Raw genomic sequence first — 25,118 nt, 5'->3', positions numbered from 1 at the left:
TCGCCGGTCCGCGTACGGCCGGGGGGTTGACTGTCCACCGTGGTCCACCGCTATTGTGCTAGATAACTAGTTGAATGGTGGATACATGATCGAGTTTCATCTGGACGCGCGGTCCGGGGTGTCGCCCTACCTCCAGCTCATCCAGCAGGTGCGGCACGCCATGCGGCTCGGCCTGCTCAAGGAGGGCGACCGGCTTCCCACGGTCAAGGAGGTGGTCGCCCGCGTGGCGATCAACCCGAACACGGTGCTCAAGGCGTACCGCGAGCTGGAGTACGAGGGGCTCGTGCAGCCCCGCCCGGGGCTCGGCACGTTCGTGACCCGCACGCTGGGCGGCGACGACGACAGCCGCGCCGCGCACGAGCCGCTGCGCCGGGCGCTCACCGAATGGCTCGGCCGCGCCCGCGAGGCGGGGCTGGACGACGAGGACGTCGAAGCGCTGCTGATCAGCACCTTTCGTGATTTTTCGACAAGAGAGAGAGCGGGGCGACACCGATGACTGACGTCGTCACCACCGAGGGCCTCACCAAGAGGTACGGGCGGCGCACCGCGCTGACCGACTGCACACTGGACGTCCCGGCCGGCCACGTGGTCGGGCTGGTCGGGCCGAACGGCGCGGGCAAGTCCACGTTGCTGCAGCTCACCTGCGGGCTGCTGACGCCGACCGCGGGCGGCATCGAGGTGCTCGGCGAGCGGCCCCGCAGCGGGTCGCCGCGGATCGGCTTCGTCGCGCAGGACACCCCGGTGTACGCCCACCTGACCGTCGCCGAGCACCTGCGCCTCGGCGCGCATCTGAACCCGGGGTGGGACGGTGCGCTTGCGGAGGGCCGCATCGCCGACCTGGGGCTCGACCCGCGGCAGCGGGCGGGCAAGCTCTCCGGCGGCCAGCGGGCCCAGCTCGCCCTGACGATCGCCATCGCGAAGCGGCCCGAGCTGCTGCTTCTCGACGAGCCGGTGGCCGCGCTCGACCCACTGGCGCGTCGCGAGTTCCTGCAAGGGCTGATGGCGTACGCCGCCGAGCACGGCACCAGCGTGATCATGTCCTCGCACCTGGTCGCCGACCTCGAGCGCGTCTGCGACTACCTGATCGTGCTGGTCGGCTCGCGGGTGCGGGTCGCCGGGGAGGTCGAGGAGCTGCTCGGCACCCACCACCGGCTCAGCGGCGCGCGCCGCGACCCGGCGACGCTCGGCCACGGCCGGCACGTGGTCGCGGCCAGCCACACCGACGTGCAGTCCACCCTGGTCGTGCGCAGCAGCGCGCCGATCGAGGACCCGTCCTGGTCGGTCGACGGGCTCGACCTCGAGGACCTCGTCCTCGCCTACATGTCCGAGGCCGGCGCCGCCGGCCGCGACCGCGTGCTGGAGAAGCGATGATCTGGTTGACCTGGCGACAGTTCCGGCTCCAGGCCGTGGTGATCGTCGCCCTCGTCGCCGCCGTCGTGGCGGCCCTGCTCGTCGCCGCGCCGGGCATGTTCGGCATCTACCGCGACACCGGCCTGGCCGCCTGCACGGGGGCCTGTCAGTCGGCTGCCGACGCCTTCGCCAAGCAGGTGGGCAGCAGCGCCTACTTCACGGTCTATCTGGTGGGCTCGGCCGTGCTGCTCCTGCTGCCGGCGCTGATCGGGGTCTTCTGGGGCGCCCCGCTGGTGACCCGGGAACTGGAGTCGGGCACGCACCGGCTGGTGTGGAACCAGACCGTGTCGCGCGGTCGCTGGCTGACCGTCAAGCTGGCCGGGATCGGCGCGGTGGCGGTCCTGGCGTCGGGCGTGCTGAGCCTGGCGGTGACCTGGTTCGCGGGGCCCATCGACAAGGCCGGCGACTACGGCCGCGTCACGCCGCTGCTGTTCTCGGCACGCGGCGTCGTCCCGATGGGGTACGCGTTGCTGGCGTTCGTGGGCGGCGTGACGATCGGCATGCTGACCCGGCGGCTGGTGGTGGCGATGGCCGCCACGCTGGTCTTCGTCGTGCTCACCCAGCTCGCCGCCCCGTACGGCTTCCGCGAGCACCTCGTCACGCCGGTGTCCAGCAGCTCCGGCTTCGACGCCGACCGCATCGCCTCACTGTGGATCAATCCCGAGAACAGGGTGCACATCGAGCTGGAGTCGCCCGCGCACGGCTCGTGGGTGCTGTCGAACGTGACCGTGGGACCCGACGGCAAGGAGTACACCGGCCCGGTCGACGCCACCCGCTGCGGCCGGTCCGGCGGTCCCGACGAGTGCAACGCCTGGCTCGCCCAGCAGGGCCTCGTCTCGCGCATCGACTATGTCCCGGTCGAGCGGTTCTGGGCCTTGCAGTGGCGTGAGCTGGGCTTGCTCGTGGTCACCAGCGGACTACTGTGCGCATTTTGCCTCTGGTGGATCAGGCGCCGCGTGGCTTAGGTTGAGATCTTCTCCGTCATCGATATGTAACGGGGAGGACGCGATGAAGATCTCACGAAGCCTCGCGGCCGTGGCGGCGGCCGGACTGGCCGCCGCCACGCTCACCGCCTGCGGCGACGACGACGGGGGTGGCGGCGGCAGCGGCGACACGATCACCGTCTGGAGCCTCGAGAACCAGACCGACCGGGTCCAGGCCACGCAGGCCGTGGCCGACCGGTTCACCGCTGCCAGCGGCATCAAAGTCAAGATCGTCGCCACCGACGAGAACCAGTTCTCCAGCCTCATCACCAGTGCCGCCGCGGCCGGCACGCTGCCCGACGTGGTCGGCGCACTGCCGCTGGCCGCGGTCGCCCAGATGGCCACCAACGACCTGCTCGACACCGGCGCCGCCAAGGAGGTCGTCGACGGCCTCGGCGCGGGCACCTTCTCCCCGCGCGCGCTCGAGCTCACCGCCCAGGACGGCAAGCAGCTCGCCGTGCCCTCCGACGGCTGGGCCCAGCTGCTGTTCTACCGCACCGACCTGTTCGAGAAGGCCGGGCTGACCGCCCCCGACACGTACGACAAGATCCGCGCGGCCGCGGCGAAGCTCAACACCGGCGGCACGGCCGGCGTCACGCTGGCGACCGTGCCCAACGACGCGTTCACCGCGCAGTCCTTCGAGAACTTCGCGCTCGGCAACGGCTGCGAGCTGGTCGCCGCGGACAAGACGATCACGCTCGACTCGCCCCAGTGCGTGCAGAGCTTCCAGCTGTACGGCGACCTGGCGACCAAGTACTCGGTGCCCGGCGCGCAGGACGTGGACAGCACCCGCGCCACCTACTTCGCGGGCAAGGCCGCCATGGTGGTCTGGTCGTCGTTCCTGCTCGACGAGCTCGCCGGGCTGCGCAACGACGCCCTGCCCACATGCCCGCAGTGCAAGTCGGACAGGACGTTCCTGGCCAAGAACACCGGCGTGGTCACCGCGATCTCCGGGCCCGGCGGCAAGCCCGCCCAGTTCGGCGAGATCACCAGCTGGGCGATCACCAACGGCGGCGAGCGCACCGACGCCGCCAAGCGCTTCGTGACGTACATGATGAACGAGGGCTACACCGACTGGCTGGGCATCGCGCCCGAGGGCAAGTTCCCCGTCCGCAAGGGCGACGCGTCGGCGCCCGACAAGTTCACCAAGGCGTGGAACGAGCTGCCGGCCGGCGTGGACACCAAGCAGCCGCTGGGCAAGGTCTTCCCGCCCGAGGTGATCGAGGCGCTGCAGAACAGCCCCGACTCGTTCCAGCGCTGGGGCTTCCCGCAGAAGCAGGGCGCGCTGGTCGGCGCCACCCTGGGGGAGCTGCCCGTGCCCAAGGCGATCAACGCGCTGGCCGGCGGGGACGGCGACGCGGCCGCCGCGGCCAAACAGGCGGCCGAGGACGTCCGCACCATCCAGAAGTCGCTCGAGTGATGGTCGCCACCGAGCCGCGGGAGGCCCCCGCGGAGCCCGTCTCCCGCGGCCGGGTGCTCACGCGCCGGCAGCGGGAGAACCGGGCAGGCCTGGCCTACCTGTCGCCCACGCTGATCGTCGTGCTCGTCGTGGTGGTGCTGCCGGTGCTCTGGACGGTGATGCTCGCCTTCCAGCGCATCCGGCTGATCAACCTGCGCCGGGCCGGCGTCTTCGGCGAATACACGCTGGCGAACCTCGAGCTCGTGCTCACCTCGCCGGGCTTCTGGTCGTCGCTGGTCACCACGCTGGTCTACACGATCGGCGCGACGTTGGGCTCGATCGCGGTGGGGCTGGTCGCGGCGCTGGCGTTGCGCGGCCGGTTCCGCGGGCGCACCTTCGTCCGCGCCTCGGTGCTGCTGCCGTACGTGGCCCCGGTCGTCGCCGTGACCTTCGTGTGGGAGAGCCTGCTGAGCCCGCAGTTCGGCCTCGCCAACAACTGGGGCCAGCGGCTGCTGGGCTGGGACCGGCCGATCGCGTTTCTGAGCCAGCGCGAGTACGAGGTGTCGCTGTTCGGCTGGCACTTCGACGTCCCGCTCGCGCTGCTCACCGTGATCGTCTTCGAGACGTGGCGGTACTTCCCGTTCGCGTTCCTGTTCCTGCTGGCCCGGCTGCAGGCCGTGCCCGCCGAGCTCGAGGAGGCCGCCCGCGTCGACGGCGCCGCCCCCACCCAGATCTTCCGCCACATCCTGCTGCCGCAGCTCGGCGCCGTGATCGCGCTGCTCACCGTGCTGCGGTTCATCATGACCTTCAACAAGTTCGACGACGTCTACCTGCTGACCGGCGGCGGCGCCGGCACCGAGGTGGTCAGCGTGCGGGTCTACAACTTCCTGACCGCCCGCTTCGACATCGGCGCGGCCTCCGCGCAGGCGCTGATCCTGGCGCTCGGTCTGGTCGTGCTCCTGACGATCTACCTCAAGTTCCTGGCGCCGCGCTTCGAGCCGGAGGGGGACGACCGATGACCGACCGGGCGGCCGTCGAGACGCGGGTGCTGCGTGTGCTGCGCTGGGTGGTGATCGCCGGGCTCGTGCTGGTGACGCTGTTCCCCTTCTATTACATGGTGCTGCTGTCGGTGCGGCCGATCGAGGAGGTGCTGCAGAACCCGGGACGGCTCTGGGTGGGTCCGGCCGAGTGGACCGCGCGCACCTACTCCGAGGTGCTGTCGCCGACCGGCGACGGCGGGCAGGGCTTCCTGCGGTTCCTCGCCAACTCGGCGATGGTGTCGGTGGCGGCCACCGTGGTCACGTTGCTGGCCTCGATCCCGGGGTCGTACGCGGTGAGCCGGCTACGGTTCGCCGGGCGCCGCCAGGTGCACTTCCTGTTCCTGGCGGTCTACCTGTTCCCGTCGATCCTGCTCGCGATCCCGCTGTTCGTGCTCTTCACCCGTTTGGGGCTGCGGGGGTCCCTCGTGGGGCTGACGATCGTCTACGTCGCGCAGACCGTTCCGGTCTCGATCTACATGCTGCGCAACTATCTGTCGACGATCCCGGAGAGCCTCGAGGAGGCCGCGGCGGTCGACGGCTACTCGCGGCTGCAGACGCTGCGCAAGGTGGTGCTCCCGCTGGCCGCGCCGGCGGTGATGGCGAATGCCCTCTACGTGTTCATGATCGCCTGGAACGAGTTCCTGTTCGCGCTGTTGTTCCTGGTGGAGGACAGGGCCGACTGGACCGTCTCGCTCGGTCTGGCGCAGCTCTCGGGCGGCATCGAGGTCAGCAAGACCGTCCTGATGGCCGGTTCCGTGGTGCTGACCGTCCCCATTGTGATCATCTTCTTCGCCGCCGAGCGGCTGCTGACCGAGGGCCTCACCGCGGGCGCCGACAAGGGCTGACGTCCCGAGGGCTGAGAAAGATCACAATTACCGATACAGTCCGTGACTCGAACGTGCTCACGGACGATAAATGAACTATTTTTCTCCCCGGTGCCGTACCCCCTGTCAGGTGCGCCGCGGACCACCGCATACTTGGTCCGTCCGCGCACCGGCCCCGTACAGGTCGCGTTCCACCGGAGAGGACGACTCACCAGATGCGCAAGAAGCTCCTGGCTCTCGCCGCCGTCGGCCTGATGGCGACGGCAACCATGACTGCGTGTGACGACTCCGGTGATTCCAGTGACGCAAGCAGTGGCGGCGGTTCCGGCAACAGCGGCGGCGGTGGCGGCGGCGGCAAGGCGCGCGTCGGTGTGATCCTGCCCGACACCGAGAGCTCCGCCCGCTGGGGCAACGACGACCCGAAGTACCTCAAGGCGGCGTTCGCTGAGGCGAACGTGCCGGTCGAGATCCAGAACGCGGAGGGCGACCGCGCGCGGTTCCAGCAGATCGGCGACTCGATGCTCAACAGCGGCGTCAAGGTGCTGATCATCGCGAACCTCGACGCGGCCAGCGGCAAGGCGGTCATCGACAAGGCCAAGGACAAGAAGATCCCGGTCATCGACTACGACCGGCTCACCCTCAACGGCGGCGCGAACTACTACGTCAGCTTCGACAACGTGCAGGTGGGCAAGCTCCAGGCGTACGGCCTGCAGAAGTGCCTCAGCAGGAAGGGCGCGGTCAACCCGATCGTCGCCGAGGTGAACGGCTCGCCGTCGGACAACAACGCCCACCTGTTCAAGGAGGGCTACGACAGCATCCTCGACCCGCAGTACGACGCCGCGCGGTACACCAAGGGCCCGGACCAGTGGGTGCCGGACTGGGACAACGACGAGGCCGGCAAGATCTTCGAGCAGATGCTCGACCAGGCGCCCAAGATCCGCGGCGTGCTCGCGGCCAACGACGGCATGGCCGGCGCGATCATCGAAGTGCTCCGCAAGCGGGGCCTCAGCGGCAAGGTGCCGGTCACCGGCCAGGACGCCACCGTCGAGGGGCTGCAGAACATCCTGACCGGCGAGCAGTGCATGACGGTCTACAAGGACACCAAGGACGAGGCGGTCAACGCCGCCCGGATCGCCACCCAGCTGTTCAAGAACCAGAAGCCTGCCGTCTCCGGCACGCTGAAGGACCCGGAGTCCGGCGCGTACATCCCGTTCACCGGTCTGCCGCCCCAGCCGATCACGCTGGACAACATCAACGACGTGGTGACCGTCGACAAGTTCATCGCCCAGGCAGACCTGTGCAAGGGCAAGTACCTCGCCCTGTGCAAGCAGCACGGCGTCGGCACGTTCGCCAAGGAGGCCGAGGGTGTCGACGGCCTCAGCGACAACCAGTAGCTATCAGGAGTCCAGCAGCTCCCGCACCCGGGGGATGACCTGCGAGCCGTAGAGCTCGATCGCGGTCATCATCTTGTCGTGGGGGAGCGTGCCGGCCGAGTACTTCAGGTCGAACCGCTGGATGCCGAGGTGGCGGATGGTGTGCGCCACCTTGCGGGCGACGGTCTCGGGTGAGCCGGCGTGCCAGGCGCCGTCGCGGACGTCCTGCTCGAAGCGGTCGCGGCTCAGCGGCGGCCAGCCCCGCTCGCGGCCGATCCGGTTGAGCATGGCGCGCGCGTGCGGCCAGAGCGTCTCGACGGCCTCCTCGTCGGTCTCGGCGACGAAACCGGGGCAGTGCACGGCGACCGGCTGCTCCGGCTTGCCGAACTGCTCGAGCGCGCGGTGGTAGAGCTCCACGTACGGCGCGAAGCGCACCGGCTCCCCGCCGATGATCGCCAGCACCAGCGGCAGGCCGTGCCGGGCCGCGCGCACGACCGACTCGGGGCTGCCGCCGACGCCGATCCACGTGCGGATGCGCCCGGACTCGGTCTTGGGATAGACGTGCTGGTCCTTCAGCGGCGGGCGGACCGTGCCCTCCCACGTCACCGGGCCCTCGCCGAGCAGCTCGACCATCAGGTCGGCCTTCTCCTCGAACAGCCGCTCGTAGTCGCTCAGGTCGAAGCCGAACAGCGGGAACGACTCGGTGAACGACCCGCGCCCCAGGATGATCTCGGCGCGGCCGTGCGAGACGGCGTCCAGCGTCGCGAACCGCTCGAAGACGCGCACGGGATCGTCGGAGCTCAGCACGGTGACCGCCGTGCCCAGCCTGATGCGCTCGGTGCGGGCGGCGATGGCCGCGAGCACGATCTCGGGAGCGGAGACCGCGAAGTCGTCGCGGTGGTGCTCGCCGAGCCCGAAGCCGTCGACCCCCACCCGCTCGGCCAGCACGGCCTGCTCGACGACGTTGCGGATCACCTGGGCGTACGGGAGCTTCTTGCCGTGCTCGTCGACGGTGACGTCGCCGAAGGTGTCCAGTCCGAATTCCACCACGATCGCCCCGAGTTCCCTGTATCTGCTGGTCAGCATGGCGCAAGATGCGCGCCCGAAAATATCAGGAACACGACGCCCCTGCCCCGGGGTCGGCGCGGGTGTTTGGCAGACTCGCCGGATGACGGATCAACCCTCGGTGCCTGCCGTGGTGGTACGGGCCGCGGAAGGCGAGCCGATACCAGCGGCCGGAGTGCTGCACCTCTTCAAGCTGACCGGCGAGCACACCGGGGGCCGCTTCGGCCTCGAGGAATTCACCGTGCCGCCGGCCACGGTGGGGGCGCGGCCGCACATCCACCGGGGCCACGACGAGTACTTCTACGTCCTGTCGGGTGAGTTGACGGTGGCAACGGAGAGCGGTGAGATCGTCCTCGGCCCTTCGGACCTGGCGTCGGCATGCCGCGGCTCGGTGCACGGCTTCCGCAACGCCAGTGACGACACGCCCGTCCGGGCCCTCTGCATGTACACCCCGCCGGGTTACGAACAGTACTTCCGCGACGTCCATGCCGCGGTGGCCGCCGGCACCGAGCTCACCGTCGACCTGCTTTCGCAGCTCCGCAGCCGCTACGAGACCGACAGCCTCTGAACGTGCCGTTCGTGCTCCGGTCCGAACTCAGCGCCACCGCGCCGGGCGTCGAGCGATCCGGGCAGGCGTCTTCAGTTCAGGAGCCGGTGCGCCCAGTAGACCTGGCCGTCGGGCCCGACACCGATGAGGGCGATCAAGAGGTCTTCGACCGCCACCGGCGCTGTGACGACCCGGTGCGTGGGAGGTGTCTCGGGGCGTACCGCGCGGAAAACGGTCTGGAACGTCACCGGTGACGCGTCGAGCGACTCCACGAAGATGGCACTGCCCGCGGCCCAGTACGACCCGCCGATCTGCTGCGTGCCGGCGCCTCGCAGCCATGGGTTGCGCTTCTGAGCAACGTCCAGAGCGCTGTCCATGCCGGTGCTGACCTCCTGAGGCCGGGCCGACGTGGCGACGATGAAGCCGGGCAGCAGGTGACTGCGCTTGTCGAGCAGCACGATCCGCAAGGAGTCGCCCCTGCGCGGATGGCGGGGTGGAGACCAGCTGACCCGGCCGAGGACGATCTGATCGCCCTCGCCGGCTTGCTCCGCGTCGACCGGCGCGAGCGCGGCGTCCGCGGTCGCCTGGTCCACGAGCCGAAGCGTCGCCTGAGCGTTCAGCACTTCCGGGCCGTACGGCGCCCGGTTGTGCCACCATCGCAGGCCCGCTACGCCGGCGGCCCCAGCGAGGACGAGGGCCACGCTCAGGAGGAGAACCGCCCGCCGCTTCACATCCGAGAGAGTAGATCACGCATCGTCGACGGGTCAGGGGGATGAACGGACCCTGGTCGCCGGGACCGTCAGCGCGTGCGGCCCTTCAGACGACGACCCATCTCGCGCGCGATCTCCTTCTTCGCGTCGCGCTCGGCGAGCACCTGCCGCTTGTCGTACGAGCGCAGGCCGCGCGCCAGGCCGAGCTCGACCTTGGCCCAGCCCTCGCTGAAGTACATCGACAGCGGCACCAGCGTGAGCCCGTTGCCGTCGCGCAGCTGGCCGAGGATCTTGACGATCTCGGACTTGTGCAGCAGAAGCTTGCGGGTGCGGCGCGGCGCGTGGTTGGTCCAGCTGCCGTAGCCGTACTCCGCGATGTGCAGCCCGTAGAGCATGATCTCGCCGTTGTGCTCCTGGGCGAACGCGTCGACCAGCGAGGCGCGGCCCTCGCGCAGCGATTTCACCTCGGTGCCGGCCAGCACGATGCCCGCCTCGTACGTCCGGAGGATGGCGTAGTCGTGCCGCGCCTTCTTGTTCGAGGCGATCGTCCGGCGCCCGGTCTCCCTGCTCACGCCGAAGACCCTAGCCTCACGGCACGGGGCGCCGCATCGAATAAGTGACGCTGCTCAGCCGGTGGGGCTCGTTCTGCACGTGCATGGCGGCGCGGTCGTACGCCTGCCAGCCCGCCGCGCCCGCGCGGTTGAGGTGCCGCAGGTCGTCGAAGCGCTCGTCGGTGCCCCAGCGCAGGATGCCGCCGGGGTGGTGGAAGGTGGCGGTCCAGTCCATGTACCGGTCGGCGCCCAGCGTGCCGGCGGCCCGGTATTCGAGCCGCGCGTATTCCCAATTGGTCACCCGGGGATTATGCCGACATGACCTTGACAACCGCGACCGGGGACGTCGGCGGATGAGCCGGTCAATGTGGACAAACCGCAGGCCGAAACCCCTGAGAAAACCCTGAAAGTCGTTGGACCGTGCGCGAGCACGGGATTACGCTCCGCCGGTCGGAACACCGGAGTCTCGGGGGGAATCGAGATGGCTACGGGTGGGGTGGCGAGGCTGGTCTGCGGCCGCCGGACGAAATGGATCGTCCTCGCCTTGTGGATCGTGGTGCTGGCGCTGACGGCGCCGCTGGCCGGCAAGCTCGGCAGCGTCCAGGAGAACGACAACGCGGCCTGGCTGCCGGGGGGTGCGGAGTCCACTCAGGTCGCCGATCTGAGCCGGCAGTTCCAGCCCGACGACATCGCGCCCGCGATCGTCGTCTACGAGCGCTCCAGCGGCCTCACGCCGGCCGACCTGGCCAAGGCGCAGGCCGACGTCGCGGCGATGCGCGCCGTCCAGAACGTCACCGGCGACGTGGTCGGGCCCGTCCCGTCGAAGGACAAGGCCGCGATCGAGGTGTTCGTCCCGGTCCGGATCGACGACGACGGCTGGGAGGCGCTGCCCGACGTCGCCGGCGCCATCAAGTCGGCCGCCGAGACCGGTGCGCCGGCCGGCCTCGACGTCTATCTGGCCGGGCCGGTGGCGGCGGCCGCCGACTCCGCCGACGCGTTCGCGGGCATCGACGGCCGGTTGCTCTACACCACGCTCGCCGTCGTGGCGATCATCCTGCTGATCACGTACCGCAGCCCGGTGCTGTGGCTGCTGCCGATCATCACTGCGGGTGTGGCGCTGGCCAGCGCCCAGGCGGTCATCTATCTGCTCGCCAAGCACGCCGACCTGTCGGTCAACGCGCAGAGCGCGGGCATCCTCACCGTGCTGGTGTTCGGCGCCGGCACCGACTACGCGCTGCTGCTGGTCGCCCGCTACCGCGAGGAGCTGCGCCGCCACTCCGACCGGCACGAGGCGATGCAGCTCGCCCTGCACCGGGCCGGTCCGGCGATCATCGCGAGCGCGGCGACCGTTGCCGTCGGCATGTCCTGCCTGACGCTGGCCGAGCTCAACTCGACCGCCGGTCTGGGCCCGGTCGCCGCGCTCGGCATCGTCGTCGGCCTGGCCGCCATGGTCTCGCTGCTGCCGGCGCTTTTGGTGATCTGCGGCCGCTGGTTGTTCTGGCCCGTCAAGCCGCGGTACGGCACCCCGGAGCCGACCGCGACCGGTCTGTGGGCCCGGCTCGGCGGCCGGATCGCCCGCCGCCCGCGGGTCGTGTGGGTCACCACCGCGGTGGCGCTGGGCGCGATGGCGCTGGGCCTGCTGCAGATGAACGCCGTCGGGCTCACCTCGGCCGACCAGTTCACCACCGAGCAGCCGTCGACCGTCGCCGAGGAGGCGCTGGCGCGGCACTTCCCGGCGGGCGGCGGCCAGCCGGTCTCGGTGATCGCCAACGCGTCGAGCGCCGAGCAGGTCCGGCAGTCGCTGGCGGCCGTGCCCGGCATCAGCGAGGTGGCCGAGCCGGTGGTCCGCGGCGACCTGGCGCTCGTCGACGGCACCCTGGCCAGTCCTCCCGACAGCGCGGCCGCGCAGCAGACGGTCGAGCGGGCGCGCGACGCGGTGCACGCCGTCGCGGGCGCGGACGCCAAGGTCGGCGGCTACACCGCGGTGGTGGTCGACATCAACGACGCCAACCGGCACGACAACCAGTTGATCATCCCGCTGGTGCTGCTGGTCGTGCTGATCATCCTCGGGTTGCTGTTGCGGGCGATCGTGGCGCCGCTGATCCTGATCGCCACGGTCGTGCTCTCGTTCGCCGCGGCGCTGGGCGTCAGCGTGCTCGTGTTCCGGCACATCTTCGACTTCCCGGCCGAGGACACGTCGTTCCCGCTGTTCGTCTTCGTGTTCCTGGTGGCGCTGGGCATCGACTACAACATCTTCCTGATGACCCGGGTCCGCGAGGAGGCGCTGCAGCACGGCACCCGCCGCGGCGCCCTGATCGGCCTCGGGGCCACCGGCGGCGTGATCACCTCGGCGGGCATCGTGCTGGCGGGCACGTTCGCGGCGCTGGCCAGCCTGCCGCTGGTGGCGTTCGTCGAGATCGGCTTCGCGGTCGCGTTCGGCGTCCTGCTCGACACGCTGATCGTCCGGTCGGTGCTGGTGACGGCGCTGAACCTCGACGTCGGCCGGTGGATGTGGTGGCCCAGCAAGCTCGCGCACAAGCCGGACGACCCGACCCCGGCCGTCCCGGACGCGGCGCCCGAGCCGGAGCCCGAACCGGCCCGTTGATCTCCGGCCCTGCTCGGGGCGCGGCTACAGTGTGCTGGTGCCGCGCCCCTGCCGAGTAGGTGTCCAGCTGCCCGAGGTCGAACGCCGGATGACCTGGCCCGAGCTGACGGCGATGGCCCGCGCCGCCGAGCGGGTCGGCTTCGACTCCGTGTGGGTGGGCGACCACCTGCTCTACGACATGCCCGACGGGTCCGTGCGCGGGCCGTGGGAGGCGTGGACCACGCTGGCCGCCCTCGCCGCGGTCACCGAGCGGGTCGAGCTGGGCCCGCTGGTGGCCGCGACCGCGTTCCACGCCCCCGCGATGCTGGCCAAGCAGGCGGCCACCGTCGACGCGATCTCCGGCGGCCGGCTGATCGTGGGGCTGGGCGCCGGCTGGAACGAGCGCGAGTTCACCGCGTTCGGCTTCCCGTACGACCACCGCGTCTCGCGGTTCGACGAGGCGCTCACCGTCATCCGCGGCCTGCTGCGTGACGGCCACGCCGACTTCCACGGCCGGTTCGTCGACGTGACCGACTGCCGCCTCGACCCGCCGCCGGTGCGCCCGGGCGGCCCCCCGCTGATGCTGGGCTCGGTCGGTCCGCGCATGCTGCGCCTCGGGCTGCCGCACGTCGACTCCTGGAACATCTGGTGGGCCGACTACGGCAACACCCCGCAGGGCTTCGCCGCGGTGCGCGAACGCGTCGAGCAGGCCGCCGCCGCTGCCGGGCGCGCCCCGGGCGAGGTGGCCGCGACCGCCGCCGTGCTGGTGCGGCTGCCCGGCGGCGCGGGCCGGGCCTCCTCGTACGCCCAGACGGTCGAGGCGGGCCCCGTCGAGGGCACACCGGCCGACATCGCCGGGCACATCGCCGCCATGGCCGGCGCGGGCGCGGCCCACGTGCAGCTCGTGGTCGACCCGATCACGGTCGAGTCGATCGAGTGGCTGGGCGAGGTGCTCGCCGTCCTCGACCAACGCTAGGGATCGCGTTATCAGTATGTGAACGGCCTGTTACGCAGGGCCCGCTCCGCCCGGCACAGTCCCGGCAGAGGTCCGGGACAGCGAGCAGGAGGTGGGCCGATGAAGGCCATCCGGGTGCACTCGTACGGCAAGCGGCCGTCGGTCGACGACGTGCCCGAACCCCGGGTCACCGGCCCGTGGGACGTGCTGGTGCAGGTGGGCGCGGCCGGGCTGTGCCGCACCGACCTGCACATCGTCGAGGGGCAGTGGGCCGAGAAGTCCGGCGTGCAGCTGCCGTACGTCATCGGGCACGAGAACGCCGGATGGGTGCGCGAGGTCGGCAGCGCCGTCACCAACGTGGCGCCCGGCGACGCGGTGATCCTGCACCCGCTGGTGACCTGCGGGCTGTGCCGGCCGTGCCGCTCCGGCGACGACGTGCACTGCGAGAACTCGAAGTTCCCCGGCATCGACACCGACGGCGGCATGGCCGAGTACCTGCTGACCAGCGCGCGCTCGGTGGTCAAGCTCGCCGACGGGCTGGAGCCGGCGGCCGTGGCCGCGCTCGCCGACGCGGGCCTGACGGCCTACCACGCCGTCCGCAAGGCGGTTCCGCTGCTGTATCCGGGCACGACGTGCGTGGTGATCGGCGCGGGCGGCCTCGGGCACATCGGCATCCAGTGCCTGCTCGCGCTGACCGCGACCCGGGTCGTCGTGGTCGACCCCAACGAGAAGGCCCGTGAGCTGGCCCGCGAGCTGGGCGCCCACGAGGTGTACGCGGACGGGCGCGACCTGGCCGACAGCGCGCACGTGGTGCTCGACTTCGTCGGCGAGCAGGGCGCGGAGAAGGCAGGCCTGGAGATCACCCGCCGGGCCGGCAGCTACTACGTGATCGGCTACGGCGGCTCGGTGGACGTCCCGACGATCGACCTGATCTCCACCGAGCGCAACGTCGTCGGCAACCTGGTCGGCTCGTACAACGACCTCGACGAGCTGATGACGCTCGCCGCGCAGGGCCGGGTCACGCTGCACACGCGGCAGTACCCGCTGGCGGCGGTCAACGAGGCGATGGACGACCTGGAGGCCGGACGGCTCCAGGGCCGCGGCATCCTGGTCCCCTGAGGAGGCGGGTCGTGTACAGCAAGGACGGCAACGACTACTTCATCGTCGACGGGCACACCCACTTCTGGGACGGCAGCCCCGCCAACCAGATCAACCGGTACGGCGAGGGCTTCATCAAGTGCTTCTACGACTACCACAGCAACCTCTCGCCGGACGAGTACAAGTGGACGCTGGAGGAGTTCGAGCGCTACCCCGAGGAGCGCATGATCCGCGACCTGTTCGAGGTGGGCTACGCCGACCTGGCGATCCTGCAGTCGACGTACCTGACCGACTGGTACGTCAACGGCTTCAACACCACCGAGCAGAACGGCGAGATGGCCGAGCGGCACCCCGGCCGGTTCATCGTCAACGGCCGCTGGGACCCGCGCGACGGCGAGGCCGGGCTCGAGAAGCTCGAGGCGCTGCACGAGCGGTGGCAGCTCAAGGGCGTCAAGGTCTACACGGCCGAGTGGAAGGGCGACAGCAAGGGCTGGAAGCTCAGCGACCCGTGGGCGTACCGGTATCTCGAGAAGTGCGAACAGCTGGGCATCCGCAACGTCCACGTGCACAAGGGCCCGACGGTCTATCCGATGAACCGCGACGCGTTCGACGTGGCCGACGTGGACGACGCCGCCACCGCATTTCCCGGGCTGCGCTTCATCGTCGAGCACGTGGGCCTGCCCCGGCTCGAGGACTTCTGCTGGATCGCCACCCAGGAACCCAACGTGTACGGCGGGCTCGCGGTCGCCATGCCGTTCATCCACAGCCGGCCGCGCTACTTCGCGCAGATCATCGGCGAGTTGCTCTACTGGCTCGGCGAGGACCGGATCCTGTTCGGCAGCGACTACGCGATCTGGCAGCCGAAGTGGCTGGTCGAACGCTTCGTCGACTTCCAGATCCCGGACGACATGCAGGGCGAGTACGGGACCCTCACGCCCGCGATCAAGAAGAAGATCCTCGGGCTCAACGCCGCGCGCCTCTACGACATCGAGGTGCCCGGCCACGCCGAGGACTCGGGCACCCGTCCCGTGGGCTCGTCCCCGGAACCCGAGGCGGCGACGGCGTGAGCGTGACCCCCGGCCAGGTGTGGGCGGCGCTCGCCACGGTGCGCGACCCCGAGCTCGACGAGCCGATCACCACGCTGGGGTTCGTCGCCTCGGTGCGCACCGACCCCGGCGTACGGGTGGAGCTGCGCCTGCCCACCTACTTCTGCGCGCCGAACTTCGCGTGGCTGATGGTCGCCGACGCCCGGGACGCCGTCGCGGCGCTCCCGGGCGCCACCGGGGTCACCATCGTGCTGCTCGAGCACTTCGTCTCCGCCGAGATCAACGAGGGGGTGGCCGCCGCCGTGCTCTTCGACTCCGCCTTCGCCGCCGACGGCGGTGACCCATCACTGGCGGAGCTGCGGTCGACCTTCGAGCGCAAGGCCCACCTGGCCGCCCAGGAGCGGCTGGCCCGGGCGCTCGCTCCGCAGGCCGACGACCTGACCTCGCTCACCCTCGCGGCCGCGCGGCGGCTGGCGCCGACCGAGGCCGAGGGCGTGGCGCGGCGGCGGGCCCGGCTCGGGGTCGTCTCGGAGTGGGCGCTCTGCGACGACCGCGGGGGGCGGCTGAGCGAGGCCGACCTGCCGGGGTGGTTGCGGTTCGCCCGGACCGTGCGCGTCAGCATCGAGGGCAACGCCGGCTTCTGCCGGGGTCTGCTCGAGACTCGCTATGGTCTTGCTCGCCTCTGACCAGCCCTACCCCCGCCCACCTCGGCTTCAAGGGATCGTCGCAACACTTGAGCTCACCGAGGGGTAGCAGGTGTCAGATGACGATGCCGAGGGCTGGCTTGCGGGCACGGCCAAAGCCGCGCAGCGGCAGGCATATTTGGGTCTTGTGGCGCAGGGTGTAGGCACCAGTGAGGCATGCCGGCGGGTCGGCGTAGACCGCAAGACCGGCTTCGACTGGCGGCATCCCGCCTGGCGCCAAGCCCGTGACGCCCGGCAGGAAGCCAGGAAGCGGGCCGTGGTCGCAGCCCGGCGGGCGCCGATCTGCGCCCGGTATCTGTCGCAGGACGAGCGGATCGTGATCGCCGACCGGCTACGCGAAGGCGCCACCCAGACCCAGATCGCCGCCGAGCTGGGCCGACCCCGGTGCACGATCAGCCGAGAAGTGCGCCGTAACGCGCATCCGGTCACCGGCGACTACCGGCCCTATGCCGCCCAGGAACGTGCCCGCGCCCGCCGGCCGCGGCCGAAAACCCGCAAACTTGCCGCCCATCCGGGGTTGCACCGGGTGGTGCAGGCGATGCTGGAGTGCCGGTACAGCCCGCAGCAGATCAGCCGCCGACTGCACCGTGATCACCCCGGACAGAGCGGATGGCACGTGTCGCACGAGACGATCTACCAGGCCATCTACGTGCAAGGCCGCGGCAGCCTGCGCCGCGAACTCGCCGCCGCCCTGCGCACCGGCCGGGCCGTGCGCCGCCCGCACCGCACACCGGGGCAACGCCAGCAGCGGTTCACCAGCCCGATGGTGATGATCAGCGACCGGCCCGCCGAAGCCGCCGATCGGGCCGTGCCCGGGCACTGGGAAGGCGACCTGATCGTCGGCAAGGACAACCAGTCCGCGATCGGCACCCTGGTCGAACGCTCCACCCGCTACGTGCTGCTGCTGCACCTGGCCGCCGGCCGCAACGCCGAACACGTCCGCGACGCCCTGCTGGCCACCGTCGCCACCCTGCCGCAGCATCTGCGCCGGTCACTGACCTGGGACCAAGGCGTCGAAATGGCGTTACACCACCAGTTCAGCCTGGCCTCGGGCATGCCGGTCTACTTCTGCGACCCCCACAGCCCCTGGCAGCGCGGATCGAACGAGAACACCAACGGGCTGCTACGCCAGTACTTCCTCAAAGGCACCGACCTGACCCAGCACAGCCCTGAGCATTTGGCCGCGGTCGCGCCGAACTCAACGGCCGGCCACGCATGACCCTCGACTGGGACACCCCAGCCGAACGCCTGACTAAACTCCTGCACACCGACCGTGTTGCAACGACCCCTTGAAACCGCCCACCCGGGGGCTGGCCCGATCTTAGCTCGGTCGGGAGTGCGGCTCGGCTTTGTCCACAGTTGGCGGTTATCCACAGGGCGGGGCACGGGGGTCGCTCGTTCCGGCAGAATGAGCGACGGGACTCCGGGAGGGGCGGCGCTTCGGCCGGCCTGTTGCTGCGAGCCTGCGCGGGCGGCGGCCTGGCGCGGGCAGCGGCTTGGCGCGGCGGCGGCCCACCGTGGGCCGGCGGCTCCGCCGGGGCGGCGGCGGGCGGCGCTTCGATCGGACGGCGAGCGGCTGCCCAGCGAGCGGCCGGGTGCGGCGAGTGGTGGCCCCGGAATGGCGTCGAACGGCGCTCGAACGGCGGCCCGGGCGGCGGCGAGTGGCGGCCCGGGGCGGCGGCGAGTGGCTGCCCGGGGCCGGCGGCTGGCAGGCGGCTTGCGCGGGCTGGCCGGGCGACCTGAGGCGGGGCGCTGCCGGGGCTCGGCCGGCGCGGAACGTCCGCGCCGGGGCGGGCTAGCTGAGCCGGCCGCGGCGGGCGGCGGTGGTCAGGGCGACAGCGCGGGTCGCCCGGACGGCGCCCAGGCGGACGGCCCGCTCGACCGACCAGCGGTCCGAGCGCAACCGCGCGGTGGGCATCGAGACGGCGACCGCCCCGACGAAGCGGCCCGCGGCGTCGGTGACCGGGGCGGCCATGCAGCTGAGCCCCTGCTGGAACTCGTCGACCTCGACCGCCAGGCCCGTGCCGCGCACCTGCAGCAACTGGCGGGCCAGCACGCCACGGTCGGTGACCGTCGCGGCGGTCACGGCGGGTGTGCCGGTGTGGTCGAGCACGGCCTCGCGGTCGTCGGCCGGCAGCGTGGCGAGCATCAGCTTGCCGAAGGCGGTGGCGTGCGGCGCCTGGTGGAAGCCGACGGCGAGGGTGCGGATGCGCGGGTGCAGCGCGCACTCGGCGACGTACGCGACGATCATCTCGGCGTCGCGCAGCGCGGCGTAGTAGGCGGCGGCCTGCGCCTCGCGGTGCACGACCGAGGCCACGCGCTGCACCTCGGGCGGGGCCTCGATCTGGCGGTGCAGGCCGCGGGCCAGGTCGTCGACGCGGTGGCCCAGGGCGTACGCCCGCTCGTCGCTCAGATGCACCAGGTAGCCGCCGCCGACCAGGGTGGTGAGCAGGTGGTAGGTGGTCGGCAGGGTGAGCCCGAGCTCGCGGGCGACCTGCTTGGCCTGCACGGGGCCGGGCGCCGAGGCGACCAGGTCGAGGACGCGCATGGCCCGCTCGACGGATTGCAGGACGCCGGTGCCCTTGCCGCTCATGTCCCCAGCCTGCTTCGGGAGAATGGCGCAGGGAAGAGCATTGACCCAGGACGCGAAAGGGAGGCAGAGATGATCTTCATTACGGCCAAGTTCCCGGTCAAGCCGGAGCACGCCGACGACTGGCCCGAGATCTCGCGGTCGTTCACCGAGGCGACCCGGGCCGAGGAGGGCTGCCTGTGGTTCGACTGGTCCCGCAGCGTCGACGACCCCACCGAGTACGTGCTCGTCGAGGCGTTCCGCGACGGCGAGGCCGGCGGGGCGCACGTGGGCTCGGACCACTTCCGGCAGGCGCAGCGCGAGTTGCCACGGTATCTGTCGGAAACTCCCAAGATCATTAGCCAGACAATCGACCAGGACGGCTGGTCCGAACTGGGCGAACTCGCCGTCAAGTAGGTCCGAGCGGAGGTTCACCGCCCTTGAGCGGCCTCCCTACCGTGGGTTTCCCGGAGCCCTGGAGGAGAGTCGTGCGGGTGGCCCTGGCCGCGGTGGTGGCGGCTGTGCTGCTGGTGGCCGGCAGTGCCGTCGCCTGGTCGCTGCGGTCCCCGGTCACGGCCGCGCGGATCACGGCGGCGGCCGGCGGCACGGTCACCACCGAGGACGGGGTCTCGGTGCGTTTCGGCCCGGGCGCGCTGAGCGCGGACACCGAGGTGCGCATCGTGCCGCGCCCCAGCATCCCGGCGCCCGGCGGGCTCACCTGGCTGGCCGAGCCGGTCGACATCACGATCGGCGCGGCGGCGCTGCGCACCTCGGCGACCGTCACGCTGCCCGTGCGCGACGACGGCGCCGGCGGGCTGTCCACCGTGGTGTCGCAGGACGACGCCGGGGTGTGGAGCGCCGAGGGCGGCACGGTCGCGGGCGGCGCCATCACGACGACCGTCGGGCACCTCGCGATCTTCTCGGCCGCGTCGGCCGCCGCCGAGGGCCCGGCCCGTACGCCCGGGGGCGGTGACACCGGCACGCCGGAGCCCGACTGCGGCACCACCCGGTCGCAACGCTGGAACGTTTACGTCGAGAACGGCGCGGCGCGGACCTGCGTGGCCGCGGGCGCCGCCGACCGCACCGCCCTGCTGCGGCTGGTCAGCGACCGGCCGTACGGGCAGTTCGCCGAGCTCGCCGGCCATCCGCCGATGGTGGTCACCCGGCCGGGCGCCCGCGGCGTGGCCGACGCCGTGTGGCGTGAGCTGGCCGAGGCCGATCGCGACCTCACGCACGTGCCGGGCGGGGGCACTCTGGACCTCGCTCTGCCGGGCAGCCGTGGCTCCGTCGAGTTCGTCCTGCGCGGCGGGCCCGACGTGGCGGTCGCCGAGGACGTCTTGCGGGTCATGAGCGACGCGTACGTCGCCCCCGGTGTCACGGTGCGGGCGGTGCGGTGCGCCGTCGCAGCCCCGGATCAGGCGCTGCGCTGTGTCACCGACGTGCTCGGCGGCGCGCGCGTGCTGCCCGCGGAGGCCTCCGACGCCGAGGAGAACCAGGCTCGGCGGGAGCGGGCCGCCGTACGCCAGGAAGTGATCGCGGCGATGCGACGCCTGCCCGCGGTCGCCGCGGATCCGTTGCCGAGCCTCCGGGTGACCGCGCGGCGCAGCCCGGTCATCCCGCGCAAGGCCCTCAACGAGCCGGGCGGCCAGATCCCCGCCGCCGTGATCCGGACCCAGAAGCAGCTGTACGCCGCGGCCATGCGCGACGCTCTCCCCGAGGTGGTGCCGCCGGCCGGTCTGGTGTGGTCGAACACCGGCCTCACCGGCCCGGCGGTCACGACCGCCGTCGCCGCGCTGGTCTCCACGCCGCCGCTGCGCTGGCCCTGCGACCAGACCGCCCGCGACGGCTACGTCTACGGGCTCGCCGACCCGAACCTGCTCACCTACCCGGCCCGGCTGATGGACCTGGGCCTGCCCGCCGAGGACATCGGCATCGTGCGCCAGACGGCCGGGCAGGGGCGCGACTACCGTCTGTGCGTCGCGCTCGACGGCACCTGGACGGCGCTGACCTACGACGTGCCCGTCGGCGAGTTCCCGGCCGCCGACGCCGCGCGGCTCGCCGCGGCCCGGGACTGCCGCCCGGGCGCGTTCCTGCCGGCCGGCGCCGACTGCCGCGGCGTCGCGCGCACCGACCTCGACGGCGACGGGCGCACCGACAGCCTGCTGCTCTATCTCCGCGACGACCGCTGGACGGCCCGGGCCGTGCTGGCCGCCGGCCGGGTGTCCGACCTTGCGCTTCCGTACACCCGCGAGGAGACGCCGGCCGTGGTCGCGGATCTCGACCTGGACGGCCGCCCGGGGGAGGAGGTCGCGTTCCAGTCCGGATCCGTGGTGCGCCCGGCGACGCTCACCGCGGACGGCCTGGTGCTCGTCGGCCGGCAGTTCCCGATCGCCTCGTCGCTGTCCGGGACGGCCGGCCTGGGCTGCTCCGACGCCGACCGGGACGGCCGGCGCGAGCTGGTGTCGGGCAGCGCGCGCTTCGACCGCGACCCGGCCACCGGCGCCATCGTCGCGGCGTCCACCGTCGCGACCCGCTGGACCTGGAACGGCACGTCCCTGATCCGCGGGGAGACCGTCCAGCGCCGGTTGACCGGCCCGCAGGCGGGCACCGCCGCGGGTCCGCCGTACCGGGACATCACCTGTACGGGCTGAGCAACGCCCGGCGGGCGGCCGGGTCCCGCAGCCCGGCCAGCAGCACCACCACGCCGGCCGCTCCCGCGACGGCCCACCCGACGCGGCCCTCGGCCCAGCGGGGACCGGGTGCGGCGGTCAGCCACGGGCCCATCGGCGTGGTCTCGTCGACCAGCAGGAGCAGCATCGGCGCCACCCAGCCGACCAGCCCGGGGTCGACCCGGCCGGTGCACCACACCCCGGCCGCGCACGCCAGCGCCGCCATCGCGGCGACCTCGAGCGCCAGCCCGGACCACGGCACCCCGGGCACCCGCCCGGCCTGCACGAGCGCCGGCACGAGCGCCGCCGGGGCGAGCGCGAGCAACGCGCAGGCGGACGGCAGCAGCCGGCGCACCCGGCGCGGGTACGGCGTGGCGTCGAGCACGCCGGCCGCCGGGTCGCGCAGCGCCGCCGCGGCCACGGCGGCCACCACAAGCCCTGTCCGGCGGCCCACCGCCAGCGTGCCCGGCACGTCGTCGGCCCAGTCCAGCACCGCGGCGAGCGCGGCGACGGCGAGGACGGTGGCGCTCGCGCCGGCCGGCCAGGCGGGCCGGGCGAGCCGCCACCCGTATGTGCCCATCAGCCCAGCTGGAGCCAGGCCGCGAGCACCGTCACCACGCCGGTGACGCCCGCCGCGGCGTACAGCGCGCGGCGCGGCCCGGCGGTGGACAGCAGCGCGGCGATGCCCGCCAGCAGCCCGAGCCCCAGCAGGTACGTCAGGTGCCACATCTCCTGGTCCAGGGGCTGGCGGGGCATCATGCCGTCGGTCGACGAGAGCCAGACCGGCCACAGCGCGAACCAGGTTCGGTCCTGCACCGTCGTGGACGAGCTGTACTGGTACAGCGCGATCGTGCCGAGCCACAGCACCAGCGCGGACAGCGGCAGCGCCCCCGGCCAGCGCAGCCACCGCGCGACCGCGATGCCGAGCAGCCCGGCGCCGAGGACGAGCACGGGTATCTGCAGGTACTGCGGGGCGAGGAGCGGGTGGACGGTGTCGTTGGGGCGGGCCGTCTGCGAGGTGGTGAACTCGCCCAGCACCACCAGGGCGGCGGCGCCCGCCAGCGACACCGCGACGGGTCCGAGGAGCAGTCCGCGCATCGCCGCGAGCGTTCGGCGCCGGTCGCCGAGCGGGGTCACGTCGAAGACCTCCCGCACCCGGCGCCGGTAGGCGGCGCCGGAGACCCGGTTCGCGGACACGAAAGTCAGCGGCGCGTAGATCAGCAGCAGCGCCAGCGACAGCACGATGTACGTCAGGTTCGGCGCCGTGCCTCCCTCGTTGTTCGTGATCGCGGCGATGGTGAAGGCGGCGATGTAGATCATTCCGACCGGGTACGCCGGGTGCCGCAGCATCCGCCGGGCCTCGACCGCGCCGAGGGCCTGGGTCGCGGTGCTCATGCCGCCACCTCCACACCGGACTCCGCCGCCCCGACGAGCAGCAGATAGCCGTCCTCCAGCGAGGGCTCCACCAGCGTGGCCCCCGCCGGCGGCACGCCCACCTGCCGCAGCGCGCCGTCGGCCGTCCGCCAGGCGAGCCGGGCCCCCGGCTCGCGCCGCTGCGAGACCCACACCCGGCCGGCCGCGGCGGCGGCGAGCCCGCGCGGCGGGCCGTCGAAGCGGACCTCGCCCTCGTGCAGCACCACCACCCGCGGGCAGAACGCCGTCACGTCCTCGGTCTGGTGCGTCGACACGACCACGCAGCGGTCCTCGGCCAGCGCCGAGATCGTGTCGCGGAAGCGCAGCCGCTGCTCCGGGTCGAGCCCCACGGTGGGTTCGTCGAGCACGAGCAGCCGCGGATCGCCGAGCAGGGCCTGCGCGATGACCAGGCGCTGCTTCATGCCGCCGGACAGCCGCCGCACCCGGCGCCGCGCCACCGCGCCCAGGCCGGTCACGTCGAGCACCCGGCGCACCTCGTCGTGCCGGGCGCGGCGGTCGGTCATCTCCTTGAGGATCGCGACGTAGTCGACGTACTCGAACGCCGTGAACCCGCTGGGGAAGCCGGTCTCCTGCGGCACGTAGCCGAGCCGGCGCCGGATCTCGTCGCGGTCCGCCCGGTCGCCGGCGTCGCGGCCGAGCAGCTCGACCCGGCCCGCGTCGGGAGCCGTGACGGTGGCCAGGATGCGCAGCAGCGTGCTCTTGCCGGCGCCGTTGGGCCCGAGCAGCCCGACGATCCCGGTGCCGGCCTCGGTCGTGACGGCGTTCAGCACCTGCTGACGCCCGTAGCTCTTGCTCACCGCGATGAGCCTGATGTCGCTCATGGGAAACTCCTCGTGCGGCGGGCGCCGGCGACGGCGAGGGCCGCCGCGGCGACGACGATGGTCAGGGACAGCAGCTGGACGGCCGGGGCGAAGGCGCCGAGCACCGAGCCGGTGACGAACCGGGTGGCCGTCACAAAGGTGATCCAGAGCCCGGCCAGCCCCGCGATGGACGCGCGGGCGCCGACGAGCCGCTCGGCGGCCAGGCTCAGCGACGCCAGCGCGAGGCCGGGCAGCAGCCACAGCGCGGCGGCCGCCGTGCGCGGCAGCACCAGACCGCCGACGACCAGCAGGAAAGCGGTCATCGGCAGCACCGGCAGGCAGCGCAGCAGGACGAGCCGGAGCCGGGGGTACGGGGTGGCGGCCGCGACGTCGTGCATGGTGAACGTCCCCGGCCCGTACGCCAGCGCGACCCCGGTGAGCGGGGCCAGCGGCGCGACCGTGAGGAACCAGAACGCGGCCCGGCCCGGCGCGTCGCCGGCCACGAGCGCGAACGCCGCGACCAGCACGCAGCCGGCCACCCACGCGCGCCGGGCCGCGGAGGCGCCGGCCGCGAGCCGGGCGTCGGCCGCGCGCATGCCGGCGGCCGTCAGCGCGCGCTCCATCAGCGTGACCCGCGGCCGGTCGAGCACGTCGAGCGTGTCCGCCCAGGCGCGGGCGAGCACAGCACCGTCCGCGTACGGCGCGAGGGCCGTACGGCATCGGGCACACCCCGCGAGATGCTGCTCCACCGAGGCCGCCCGGGCCGGGTCGAGAGCCCCTCGGGCGTACGCCTCGAGCAACGCGCCGTCCGCGTGCCAGGTCATGACAACGCCTCCCTCAGCAGCACGCGGGCGCGCGCCATCCGGGTCTTCACCGTGCCCTGCGGGATGTGCAGCAGCCGGGCGGCCTCGCGGGTGGTGAGCCCGTCCAGCACGGTCGCCTGCACGACCGCGTGCAGTTCCGGCGACAGGCTGTTGAGCGCCGCCGCCACGTCGGCGTGCTCGACGCCGAGCAGCACCTGCTCCTCCGCGGAGGCCACTGCCGGGTCGGGAACGTCCGAGAGGGGGCTGTGCCGTGGCCGCCGCGCCAGCTGGTCGACGAGGCGCCGGACCCCGATGCCCCACAACCAGGCGGCGACGTCCCCCTCACCGCGCCACCGCCCGGCGCCGCGCCACGCCGCCACGAACGTCTCCTGCAACGCCTCCGCCACGACGTCGTCGTCCGGGCAGCGCCGCCGCAGCCGCACCTGCAGCCACGGCGAGTGCCGGGCGTAGAGCGCGGCCAGGGCCTCCCGGTCGCCCGCGGCGATCGAGCGGAGAAGGGCGGCGTCGTCCACGATGACCCCCTCTCGGGCCGT

At 72.4% G+C, this 25,118-nt stretch carries 25 protein-coding genes and 1 pseudogene; 16 read left to right on the top strand and 10 right to left on the bottom strand.

The genetic code is table 11. The features are described 5' to 3' along the window. The first annotated feature begins 85 nt into the window (after positions 1–85). From ACSNN8_RS41040 to ACSNN8_RS41010, 7 genes are all read left to right on the top strand, one after another. Positions 86–496, top strand: a complete 411-nt coding sequence (locus ACSNN8_RS41040) for a GntR family transcriptional regulator (RefSeq protein WP_436656449.1) — start codon at positions 86–88, stop codon at positions 494–496. After that, positions 493–1,371 (top strand): ABC transporter ATP-binding protein, encoded by an 879-nt coding sequence (locus ACSNN8_RS41035; protein ID WP_436656447.1) that lies wholly within the window; start codon positions 493–495, stop codon positions 1,369–1,371. Before ACSNN8_RS41040 ends, ACSNN8_RS41035 begins: the two co-directional genes overlap by 4 nt. Further along, positions 1,368–2,375 carry an ABC transporter permease subunit gene (locus ACSNN8_RS41030; RefSeq protein WP_436656445.1) on the top strand — a complete coding sequence of 336 codons (1,008 nt, stop codon included), beginning with the start codon at positions 1,368–1,370 and terminating at the stop codon, positions 2,373–2,375. Before ACSNN8_RS41035 ends, ACSNN8_RS41030 begins: the two co-directional genes overlap by 4 nt. 43 nt (positions 2,376–2,418) lie before the next feature. Continuing rightward, positions 2,419–3,813, top strand: coding sequence for an extracellular solute-binding protein (locus tag ACSNN8_RS41025; protein WP_436656443.1), 1,395 nt, complete (start codon positions 2,419–2,421; stop codon positions 3,811–3,813). Further along, positions 3,813–4,811, top strand: coding sequence for a carbohydrate ABC transporter permease (locus tag ACSNN8_RS41020; RefSeq protein ID WP_436656441.1), 999 nt, complete (start codon positions 3,813–3,815; stop codon positions 4,809–4,811). Before ACSNN8_RS41025 ends, ACSNN8_RS41020 begins: the two co-directional genes overlap by 1 nt. Continuing rightward, complete coding sequence (locus ACSNN8_RS41015; RefSeq protein ID WP_436656439.1) at positions 4,808–5,677, top strand: carbohydrate ABC transporter permease; 870 nt, start codon at positions 4,808–4,810, stop codon at positions 5,675–5,677. The genes ACSNN8_RS41020 and ACSNN8_RS41015 overlap by 4 nt, the downstream gene beginning before the upstream one ends. Before the next feature lie 194 nt (positions 5,678–5,871). Then, a complete protein-coding gene (locus ACSNN8_RS41010) occupies positions 5,872–7,050 on the top strand; it encodes a sugar ABC transporter substrate-binding protein (protein WP_436656437.1) in 1,179 nt (392 codons plus the stop codon). A 3-nt stretch (positions 7,051–7,053) separates the two neighbouring features. Here the strand turns inward: ACSNN8_RS41010 and ACSNN8_RS41005 are convergent, their stop codons facing one another. After that, positions 7,054–8,115 carry an LLM class flavin-dependent oxidoreductase gene (locus tag ACSNN8_RS41005; RefSeq protein WP_436656435.1) on the bottom strand — a complete coding sequence of 354 codons (1,062 nt, stop codon included), beginning with the start codon at positions 8,113–8,115 and terminating at the stop codon, positions 7,054–7,056. Between the two features lie 82 nt (positions 8,116–8,197). On the opposite strand from ACSNN8_RS41005, the gene ACSNN8_RS41000 reads away from it, so the two are divergent. Beyond that, positions 8,198–8,662, top strand: a complete 465-nt coding sequence (locus tag ACSNN8_RS41000) for a cupin domain-containing protein (RefSeq protein WP_436656433.1) — start codon at positions 8,198–8,200, stop codon at positions 8,660–8,662. A gap of 71 nt (positions 8,663–8,733) precedes the next feature. Here ACSNN8_RS41000 and ACSNN8_RS40995 read toward each other — a convergent pair whose 3' ends face one another. The 3 genes from ACSNN8_RS40995 to ACSNN8_RS40985 form a co-directional block, all read right to left on the bottom strand. After that, positions 8,734–9,372: a hypothetical protein gene (locus ACSNN8_RS40995; protein ID WP_436656431.1), complete on the bottom strand. Its 639-nt coding sequence runs from the start codon at positions 9,370–9,372 to the stop codon at positions 8,734–8,736. 68 nt (positions 9,373–9,440) lie between these two features. Next, positions 9,441–9,923, bottom strand: a complete 483-nt coding sequence (smpB, locus tag ACSNN8_RS40990; RefSeq protein ID WP_436656429.1) for an SsrA-binding protein SmpB — start codon at positions 9,921–9,923, stop codon at positions 9,441–9,443. A gap of 16 nt (positions 9,924–9,939) precedes the next feature. After that, positions 9,940–10,203, bottom strand: coding sequence for a hypothetical protein (locus ACSNN8_RS40985; RefSeq protein ID WP_436656427.1), 264 nt, complete (start codon positions 10,201–10,203; stop codon positions 9,940–9,942). Between the two features lie 180 nt (positions 10,204–10,383). Here ACSNN8_RS40985 and ACSNN8_RS40980 point away from each other — a divergent pair, with 180 nt between their 5' ends. From ACSNN8_RS40980 to ACSNN8_RS40955, 6 genes and pseudogenes are all read left to right on the top strand, one after another. Further along, positions 10,384–12,507, top strand: a complete 2,124-nt coding sequence (locus ACSNN8_RS40980) for an MMPL family transporter (protein ID WP_436656425.1) — start codon at positions 10,384–10,386, stop codon at positions 12,505–12,507. A gap of 37 nt (positions 12,508–12,544) precedes the next feature. After that, positions 12,545–13,462, top strand: a complete 918-nt coding sequence (locus ACSNN8_RS40975; protein ID WP_436656423.1) for an LLM class flavin-dependent oxidoreductase — start codon at positions 12,545–12,547, stop codon at positions 13,460–13,462. A 99-nt stretch (positions 13,463–13,561) separates the two neighbouring features. Continuing rightward, positions 13,562–14,560, top strand: a complete 999-nt coding sequence (locus ACSNN8_RS40970) for an NAD(P)-dependent alcohol dehydrogenase (RefSeq protein WP_436656421.1) — start codon at positions 13,562–13,564, stop codon at positions 14,558–14,560. 11 nt (positions 14,561–14,571) lie between these two features. After that, on the top strand, positions 14,572–15,606 hold the full coding sequence (locus ACSNN8_RS40965; RefSeq protein ID WP_436656419.1) for an amidohydrolase family protein: 1,035 nt from the start codon (positions 14,572–14,574) through the stop codon (positions 15,604–15,606). Beyond that, positions 15,603–16,271, top strand: a complete 669-nt coding sequence (locus ACSNN8_RS40960) for an iron-sulfur cluster assembly protein (RefSeq protein ID WP_436656417.1) — start codon at positions 15,603–15,605, stop codon at positions 16,269–16,271. Before ACSNN8_RS40965 ends, ACSNN8_RS40960 begins: the two co-directional genes overlap by 4 nt. A gap of 136 nt (positions 16,272–16,407) precedes the next feature. Next, positions 16,408–17,582, top strand: a pseudogene (locus tag ACSNN8_RS40955) (IS30 family transposase). Between the two features lie 502 nt (positions 17,583–18,084). Here the strand turns inward: ACSNN8_RS40955 and ACSNN8_RS40950 are convergent. Beyond that, positions 18,085–18,882: an IclR family transcriptional regulator gene (locus tag ACSNN8_RS40950; protein ID WP_436656415.1), complete on the bottom strand. Its 798-nt coding sequence runs from the start codon at positions 18,880–18,882 to the stop codon at positions 18,085–18,087. Positions 18,883–18,951: 69 nt separating this feature from the next. On the opposite strand from ACSNN8_RS40950, the gene ACSNN8_RS40945 reads away from it, so the two are divergent. Beyond that, positions 18,952–19,275, top strand: a complete 324-nt coding sequence (locus ACSNN8_RS40945) for a putative quinol monooxygenase (RefSeq protein WP_436656413.1) — start codon at positions 18,952–18,954, stop codon at positions 19,273–19,275. 71 nt (positions 19,276–19,346) lie between these two features. Then, positions 19,347–21,509 carry a hypothetical protein gene (locus ACSNN8_RS40940; RefSeq protein WP_436656411.1) on the top strand — a complete coding sequence of 721 codons (2,163 nt, stop codon included), beginning with the start codon at positions 19,347–19,349 and terminating at the stop codon, positions 21,507–21,509. Here ACSNN8_RS40940 and ACSNN8_RS40935 read toward each other — a convergent pair. Genes ACSNN8_RS40935 through ACSNN8_RS40915 form a run of 5 tightly spaced genes read right to left on the bottom strand, consistent with a single transcriptional unit; the run spans position 21,493 to position 25,097 of the window. Beyond that, positions 21,493–22,107, bottom strand: coding sequence for a hypothetical protein (locus tag ACSNN8_RS40935; protein ID WP_436656409.1), 615 nt, complete (start codon positions 22,105–22,107; stop codon positions 21,493–21,495). The two genes, ACSNN8_RS40940 and ACSNN8_RS40935, sit on opposite strands and share 17 nt — an antisense overlap. Next, the gene (locus tag ACSNN8_RS40930) at positions 22,107–22,922 is read right to left on the bottom strand and encodes a hypothetical protein (protein WP_436656407.1); all 816 of its coding nucleotides are present in this window, start codon (positions 22,920–22,922) and stop codon (positions 22,107–22,109) included. Before ACSNN8_RS40930 ends, ACSNN8_RS40935 begins: the two co-directional genes overlap by 1 nt. After that, positions 22,919–23,782 (bottom strand): ATP-binding cassette domain-containing protein, encoded by an 864-nt coding sequence (locus tag ACSNN8_RS40925; RefSeq protein ID WP_436656405.1) that lies wholly within the window; start codon positions 23,780–23,782, stop codon positions 22,919–22,921. Before ACSNN8_RS40925 ends, ACSNN8_RS40930 begins: the two co-directional genes overlap by 4 nt. Continuing rightward, entirely contained in the window at positions 23,779–24,585 is an 807-nt protein-coding gene (locus ACSNN8_RS40920) for a zf-HC2 domain-containing protein (protein WP_436656403.1), read from the bottom strand. Before ACSNN8_RS40920 ends, ACSNN8_RS40925 begins: the two co-directional genes overlap by 4 nt. Continuing rightward, positions 24,582–25,097 (bottom strand): RNA polymerase sigma factor, encoded by a 516-nt coding sequence (locus tag ACSNN8_RS40915; RefSeq protein WP_436656401.1) that lies wholly within the window; start codon positions 25,095–25,097, stop codon positions 24,582–24,584. Before ACSNN8_RS40915 ends, ACSNN8_RS40920 begins: the two co-directional genes overlap by 4 nt. Positions 25,098–25,118: the final 21 nt, after the last annotated feature.

The sequence above is a fragment of the Actinoplanes sp. URMC 104 genome, assembly GCF_051386375.1.
GTDB lineage: Bacteria > Actinomycetota > Actinomycetes > Mycobacteriales > Micromonosporaceae > Actinoplanes.
The sequence above is the reverse complement of the archived record's forward strand: the minus strand, read 5'-3'. Positions and strand labels throughout refer to the sequence as shown.